This is a genomic window from Streptomyces sp. SM1 (assembly GCF_002910825.1).
GTDB lineage: Bacteria > Actinomycetota > Actinomycetes > Streptomycetales > Streptomycetaceae > Streptomyces > Streptomyces okerensis.
The window spans coordinates 1-5,762 of record NZ_NEUB01000293.1 but is presented as its reverse complement, the minus strand read 5'-3'; the positions used below and the strand labels follow the sequence as shown (position 1 = coordinate 5,762).

Below are 5,762 nucleotides of genomic sequence, written 5' to 3'. Positions count from 1 at the left end.
CTGTCATGCGCGCGGCCGACGCGATCGTCGCTCGGGCTTCGCGTTCGGACAGGCCGGTGGTGCGGGCCGCGTCGACCAGGGGGTCCACCAGGGCGGGGCCGATGCCTTCCTCGTAGGCACGGCAGGCCGCCCAGAACAGGCGGGTGTTGCGCTGGCCCTCGTGCGCCGCGAGGACGAACTGGACCAGGCCCTGGCCGTGTCCGCCGGTGGACGGGGGTGTCGGGTGGTGGGCGCGGGGCGGCGGGAGGAGCAGGCGCAGGAGGGCGGGCGGGCAGGTCGCCGGGGGCAGGTGCGCGGTGCCGGGCGCGGCCGTGTACGTGCCGTGGGCCGTGCGGGAGCCGGGGCCCACGAGGTAGCCGCCGGCGCCCCGGATGTCGATGCCGGGGGCGAGGCGGCCGGCGGAGTTGGGGACGACGGCGCCCGGCGGGCCGCTCAGCCACAGGTGGCGGCCGCCGCTCGGGGTCAGGACGACCACCGTCGCGGGGATCGTGAACAGGTGACGCAGGGCCAGTTCGCGCAGGGCGGCGGAGGAGTCCGCGCCGGTCTTCGTGTCCAGGTCGACGCCGATGAGGTGGTACGGGGGGAGGCCGCAGGCGATGCCGTAGCCGGTGGCGCGGGGTGCGGCGGCGAACAGGGCGCGGATCCGTGCGGGGGCGGTGGAGGCGTCGTGGACGCCGTGGCCGAAGCGGCCGCACTCGCCGTGGCAGGGCGGCCCCGCCGGCTGTGGATCGTCGCGGTGCGGGGAGCGCAGGGCCGGGAGTTTCGTCCGGGACAGAGGGATGACGGCGAGTCCGCGTTCGGCGGCTGACAGGGCGTGGGCGAGGGCCAGCGTCGTGGCCTGCCGGTCGGTGGTGGCCATGACTCTATTTTCGTACACGCGTTCGAAGAAAGGAAGAGGGAGAGGTGCGGGGGAGGTACGGCGCGCCGGGGCGGCGAGGGCGGCGGGAAGAAGTGCCGGAACGGTTCACCCCTTGCGGTGTTCGGGGTGGCGGTGCTCCTGATGGGGCGTCTTGCGACTTGGGTGACGGGAAGGGGTTTATCTCCTTCTCCTCACGCTTGCGTGCGAAAGACGGCTTCCGGGGTGGTTCGACGGATTCCGGTGGGCAATCCTGATCTCGCGACGTCGTGCACAGCGCCGGGGCGGGGGGTCAACTTCCCTGGCGACAGCCTTGTTCTGCGCACTCACGGTCATGAGCCGGTGCGTTCTGTGGGTTCTGGAGGGAACACAACATGGCAAGCATCCGTACCGCCCGCGTCATCGCCGCCGTCTCCGCGCTTCCGCTCGCGGCCGCCCTGTTCGCCGGCGCCGCGACGGCGGACAGCGGCGCACTCGCGGACGACGGATCGAACGCGACGGCCACGAGCGGCTCCGCCGACGCCCTCGGCAACGGCGTCGGCGGGGACAACTTCGGCAACTCGGCCACCACACAGCAGCAGGCCAGTGGCCCCGGCGCCGCGAACCGGAGCAACACCGCCCAGGTCAACGGTTCCGCGTTCACGGCCGTCAACCAGGGCAACGACAACGTGGCCATCAGTTTCACCCCGCTGTGGTGGTGATGCCGGCCGCCTGACCGTGGGGGTGGGGGCTTCAAGGGGGGGAGGTGTCCGGGGCGGCGGCACCGGGGGGTGGTGCCGCGGCCCCGGACGTGCCCGGAGCGGTGCTCCACTTCCGGGGTCGCAGCACCCCGGGGCGTCGTCGTACCGGCGTCGCGGCGCTACGCGGTGTCGCCGCACCACGCGGCACTTCCCGGCGCGCCACCGCGTCACGCGGGCCTCGGGGACGACCGCACCGCGCGGCCTCCGTCAGGGGCCGACCCGCAGTACCCCTCATCCGCTCATCCACCTGTAGGAGGTGCGGCAGGCCCCACCCCTACAACCTGAGGGGGATGTGGCTTCGGGACCTGCGGCCGATCCGCCCGAGAGGGCCCGCTCATAGCGTTGAGACATGACCACACTCGTCTGTACCAGCGTTTCGCGCGCCGCTGCCCCACCGACGCAGTCCCTCCCGTACCCGTCGTTCTCGTCGTACATGAGGGCCCGTCAGCCGGTGCTCCTGCGTACCGCCCGGTCGCTGACCGGGAATCCGAGCGACGCGGAGGACCTGCTGCAGACCGCGCTCACCAAGACGTATGTCGCCTGGGAGCGCATAGAGGACCATCGCGCGCTCGACGGCTACGTGCGCAGGGCGCTGCTCAACACGCGCACGTCGCAGTGGCGCAAGCGCAAGGTCGACGAGTTCGCCTGCGAGGAGCTGCCCGAGCCCGATCCGGTGCCCGGCGGCGACGACCCGGCCGAGCAGCAGGCGCTGCGTGACGCGATGTGGCGGGCGATCATGCGGCTGCCCGCGCGGCAGCGGGCGATGGTCGTGCTGCGGTACTACGAGGATCTCAGCGAGGTCCAGACGGCCGAGGTGCTCGGCGTATCGGTCGGCACGGTGAAGTCCGCCGTATCGAGGGCGCTCGGCAAGCTCCGTGACGACGCTGAGCTGGGGCTTGTTCGAAAATGAGCTGAATATGAAAGAAAAAATCCTCCGGTGGGGCGTGATCGATCATCCGCTCCCCTAGTGACATACCGAGCGGTATGTGCGCAGAATCAGCGCAACTCATACCGACGCGTGGCAATGTCGCCCAGGAGGACGCCGTGCTGAGCACCATGCAGGACGTACCGCTGCTGATCTCGAGGATCCTGACCCACGGGTCGACGATCCACGGCACATCGCAGGTCACCACATGGACCGGCGAGGGCGAGCCGCAGCGCCGTTCCTACGCGGAGATCGGCGCGCGCGCGGCCCAGCTGGCCCACGCCCTGCGCGAGGACCTCGGCGTCACCGGCGACGAACGCGTCGCGACCCTCATGTGGAACAACGCCGAGCACGTCGAGGCGTACTTCGCGATCCCCTCCATGGGAGCCGTCCTCCACACCCTGAACCTCCGCCTGCCCCCCGAGCAGCTCGCGTGGATCGTCCACCACGCCGCCGACCGGGTCATCCTCGTCAACGGTTCGCTGATTCCCCTCCTCGCGCCGCTGCTGCCGCACCTGAAGACCGTCGAGCACGTGGTCGTCTCCGGCCCCGGTGACCGGTCCGCGCTGGCGGACGCGACCGTGCGGGTGCACGAGTACGAGGACCTGCTCGCCGGACAGCCCGTCGCCTACGACTGGCCGGAGCTGGACGAGCGCGCCGCCGCGGCCATGTGCTACACCTCCGGCACCACCGGCGACCCCAAGGGCGTGGTCTACAGCCACCGTTCCATCTACCTGCACTCCATGCAGGTCAACATGGCGCAGTCGATGGGCCTGACCGACGAGGACACCTCACTGGTCGTCGTCCCGCAGTTCCACGTCAACGCCTGGGGCCTGCCGCACGCCACCTTCATGACCGGCGTGAACATGCTGATGCCGGACCGCTTCCTGCAGCCCGTCCCGCTCGCCGAGATGATCGAGGGCGAGAGGCCGACCCACGCCGCCGCCGTCCCCACCATCTGGCAGGGCCTGCTCGCCGAACTGACCGCCAAGCCCAGGGACGTCTCCTCCCTCACCCAGGTCACCATCGGCGGCTCCGCCTGTCCGCCCTCCCTGATGGAGGCGTTCGACCAGCTGGGCATGCGGGTCTGCCACGCCTGGGGCATGACGGAGACCTCCCCGCTCGGCACCATCGCCCGGCCGCCGGCCAGCGCCGTCGGAACCGACTCCGAGTTCGCCTACCGGCTGACCCAGGGCCGCTTCCCGGCCGGCGTCGAGGCCCGCCTCACCGGTCCCGGCGGCGAACGCCTCCCCTGGGACGGCGAGTCCGCCGGTGAGCTGGAGGTCCGCGGAGCCTGGATCGCGGGCGCCTACTACAACGGTCCCGGCGCCGAACCCCTCCGGCCCGCGGACAAGTTCAGTGAGGACGGCTGGCTCAAGACCGGCGACGTCGGCACCATCAGCCCCGACGGCTTCCTGACCCTGACCGACCGCGCCAAGGACGTCATCAAGTCCGGCGGCGAGTGGATCTCCTCGGTCGACCTGGAGAACGCGCTGATGGCCCACCCGGACGTCGCCGAGGCGGCCGTGGTCGCCGTCCCGGACGACAAGTGGGGCGAGCGCCCGCTGGCCACGGTCGTCCTCAAGGAGGGCTCCACCGCCGACTTCACCACCCTGCGCGCCTTCCTCCAGGAAGAGGGCCGGATCGCCAAGTGGCAGCTCCCGGAGCGCTGGACGGTGATCGAGTCGGTGCCGAAGACCAGCGTCGGCAAGTTCGACAAGAAGGTGCTGCGCAGGCAGTACGCCGAGGGCACGCTGGACGTCACGCAGATCTGACGCGCGGGGGCGGCGCAGGCCGGAGACGGATCCGGCGCGCGGGGCGTCCCGGGTCCAGACGGATCCGGCGCGCGGGGGTGCCTCCCGCCCAAGCGGCCCCGATGCGCGGGATGCCGTCGGCCGACGACGGATCCGAGGCAGGTACGGCGACGCGCCGGGGCGGTGGCCGGGGAGCACCCCGCGGCACCGCCCGGCGCACGTCGTTCGTGAGGCGGAGGCCGGTCAGTTGGTTCCGATCCGCGAGAGCAGTTCGACGATCCGGTCCTGCACCTCGGCGCTGGTGGACCGCTCCGCGAGGAACAGCACCGTCTCTCCCGAGGCCAGCCGCGGCAGGTCCGCCTGGTCGACGGCGGCCGTGTAGACCACCAGCGGGGTGCGGTTGAGCTGCCCGTTCGCCCGCAGCCAGTCCACGATCCCGGACTGGCGGCGCTGCACCTGCATCAGGTCCATCACCACCAGGTTCGGCCGGAACTGCCCCGCCAGTGACACCGCGTCGGCGTCGCTCGCGGCCCGCGCGACCTGCATCCCGCGCCGTTCCAGCGTGCCGGTCAGCGCCAGCGCGATCTCCGCGTGTTCCTCGATCAGCAGCACGCGGGGAGGGTGCTGTTCGCTGTCGCGCGGCGCGAGCGCCTTCAGCAGGACGGCGGGGTCGGCGCCGTACGCGGCATCGCGCGAGGCCTGTCCGAGCCCGGCCGTGACCAGTACCGGTACCTCGGCGGCCACGGCGGCCTGGCGCAGCGACTGCAGCGCCGTACGCGTGATCGGCCCGGTCAGCGGGTCCACGAACAGCGCGGCGGGGAAGGCCGCGATCTGCGCGTCGACCTCCTCGCGCGAGTGCACGATCACCGGGCGGTAGCCGCGGTCGCTCAGCGCCTGCTGTGTGGCGACGTCCGGAGCGGGCCACACCAGCAGCCGGCGCGGGTTGTCCAACGGCTCGGGCGGCAGTTCGTCGTCCACCGGCCGCGGACGCGGGGTGTCCGACACCTCGACGGCACCGCCCGGCCCGTCCAGCGGCTCGGGTCCCTCCGCGGCGTCCGCGTCGGGCGCCCCTATGGCGTACGAGCGGCCCGTGCCCTCGGTACCCGGCACGAGCCGGGACTGACCGGCGAGCGAGGGCTGCGGCTGAGGCTGTGCCGGGGCCTGAGCGCGTGCCGGTGACGGTGCCTGCGCGGCGCCGGGCGCGGGCTCGGCTCCCGGGTGCGGGTGCCCGTTCTGCTCGGTGCCCGCGGCCGGATCGGGACGCGTACCGAGCTTGCGGCGGCGTCCGGAGCCACCCGGCTGGTGCGGGGGCGGCGTGGCCGACGGCAGCGGCTGCTGGACCTGGGCGGTCTGCCGGTTGAACGGCACTCCCTGCCCCAGCGTCCGCACGCTGAACGCCCGCCCCTGCGTGGAGTTCGGGTCCACCGGCGCCGCGGCCTCCTCCGGCAGCGGCTGTGCGGCACGCTGCGCCGGCGTGGGCGCGCCTT

Annotated in this window: 4 protein-coding genes and 1 pseudogene; 3 read left to right on the top strand and 2 right to left on the bottom strand. The window is 72.7% G+C overall.

Going from position 1 to position 5,762, the window contains the following annotated elements; all coding sequences use genetic code 11:
- Nucleotides 1–859: bifunctional DNA primase/polymerase (locus B9S61_RS07120; protein ID WP_103541484.1), on the bottom strand; the 859-nt coding region annotated here is incomplete at its 3' end.
- Between the two features lie 371 nt (nucleotides 860–1,230).
- Between B9S61_RS07120 and B9S61_RS07115 the strand changes: the two genes are divergently transcribed.
- From B9S61_RS07115 to B9S61_RS07105, 3 genes are all read left to right on the top strand, one after another.
- Nucleotides 1,231–1,557 (top strand): hypothetical protein, encoded by a 327-nt coding sequence (locus B9S61_RS07115; protein ID WP_103541483.1) that lies wholly within the window; start codon nucleotides 1,231–1,233, stop codon nucleotides 1,555–1,557.
- 388 nt (nucleotides 1,558–1,945) lie between these two features.
- Complete coding sequence (locus B9S61_RS07110) at nucleotides 1,946–2,506, top strand: SigE family RNA polymerase sigma factor (RefSeq protein ID WP_103541482.1); 561 nt, start codon at nucleotides 1,946–1,948, stop codon at nucleotides 2,504–2,506.
- Between the two features lie 74 nt (nucleotides 2,507–2,580).
- Nucleotides 2,581–4,296: a long-chain fatty acid--CoA ligase gene (locus tag B9S61_RS07105; RefSeq protein ID WP_103541481.1), complete on the top strand. Its 1,716-nt coding sequence runs from the start codon at nucleotides 2,581–2,583 to the stop codon at nucleotides 4,294–4,296.
- Nucleotides 4,297–4,518: 222 nt separating this feature from the next.
- Here the strand turns inward: B9S61_RS07105 and B9S61_RS07100 are convergent.
- Nucleotides 4,519–5,762, bottom strand: a pseudogene (locus B9S61_RS07100) (hypothetical protein); the annotation flags it as partial.

Coding starts and splice junctions, on each gene's coding strand:
- B9S61_RS07115 (WP_103541483.1), top strand. CDS start 1,231: ATGGCAAGCATCCGTACCGCCCGCGTCATCGCCGCCGTCTCCGCGCTT.
- B9S61_RS07110 (WP_103541482.1), top strand. CDS start 1,946: ATGACCACACTCGTCTGTACCAGCGTTTCGCGCGCCGCTGCCCCACCG.
- B9S61_RS07105 (WP_103541481.1), top strand. CDS start 2,581: ATGTGCGCAGAATCAGCGCAACTCATACCGACGCGTGGCAATGTCGCC.